The organism is Desulfovermiculus halophilus DSM 18834 (assembly GCF_000620765.1).
Lineage (GTDB): Bacteria > Desulfobacterota > Desulfovibrionia > Desulfovibrionales > Desulfothermaceae > Desulfovermiculus > Desulfovermiculus halophilus.
Window position 1 is genome coordinate 1 of record NZ_JIAK01000072.1, and the last position, 1,309, is coordinate 1,309.

The 1,309-nt window shown below is 50.2% G+C and carries 1 rRNA gene; it reads left to right on the forward strand.

The features are described from left to right. Positions 1 to 1,309, forward strand: a 23S ribosomal RNA gene (locus N902_RS20285); the annotation flags it as partial.

Consider the following 1,309-nt stretch of genomic DNA (forward strand, 5'->3'; position numbering starts at 1 on the left):
AAGCATAAGCAATATAAACTTGTTTATTATGAAGCTTATCTGAGTGAAAATGATGCAAGACGTCGAGAGCGAAAACTCAAAGATGGAAGAGCAAAGTATCATCTTCTTGAAAGGATAAGGCATTGTCAAGAAATTGCTTTCGAGGCTTAAAGTGAGTGAGGGGGGTTGTAGGGCCTCCATAACGCGATCTGTGAGTAGGTAGCAGAACAAGCTGGGAAGCTTGGCCGTAGAAGGTGACAGCCCTGTACGCGAAACCGAAAATAGCGCAGGAGGTACCTGAGTACCACGGGACACGAGGAACCCTGTGGGAATCTGGGGGGACCATCCTCCAAGGCTAAATACTCCCTGGCGACCGATAGTGAACCAGTACCGTGAGGGAAAGGTGAAAAGAACCCCTGTTAGGGGAGTGAAAAGAACCTGAAACCAGTTGCCTACAAGCCGTGGGAGTCCGGCACTCAACTTCAGACGCAAGGTGTGGCTATGTATTATGTCTATTTGTTAAAGAACGAAGAGGGGACAAAATATATAGGCTATACAAATAATCTTAAGCGTCGTGTAGACGAGCACAATCAAGGGGCCAATGAAAGTACGAAAGGCCATAAATGGATGCTCGTTTATTATGAAGCCTTTCGAGCAGAACGGGATGCTCGGAAGCGTGAAAAGAATCTCAAGCAATCAGGACAAGGCCGTCGGTGGCTTTATGAACGAGTAAGCGAGAGTCTTTGTGTCTGAAGTTGAGTGCCGGATGACCGCGTGCCTTTTGCATAATGGGCCAGCGAGTTACTCTGTGCGGCGAGGTTAAGCACACAAAGTGCGGATCCGCAGCGAAAGCGAGTCTGAATAGGGCGGGAGTCGCACGGAGTAGACCCGAAACCGGGTGATCTATCCATGGACAGGGTGAAGCTCGGGTAAAACCGAGTGGAGGCCCGAACCGTTGTAGGTTGAAAACTGCTCGGATGATCTGTGGATAGGGGTGAAAGGCCAATCAAACCCGGAGATAGCTGGTTCTCCCCGAAACATATTGAGGTATGGCCTCAGGCGTTGATTTACGGAGGTAGAGCACTGAAAGGGCTAGGGGCCCCACCAGGTTACCAAACCCTATCAAACTCCGAATGCCGTAAATTATAAGCCTGGGAGTCAGACTGCGGGTGAGAAGGTCCGTAGTCGAGAGGGAAACAGCCCAGATCGCCGGCTAAGGTCCCAAAATGTGTGCTCAGTGGGAAAGGAGGTGGACCGGCTTAGACAGCCAGGAGGTTGGCTTAGAAGCAGCCATCCTTTAAAGAAAGCGTAACAGCTCACTGGTCTAGCT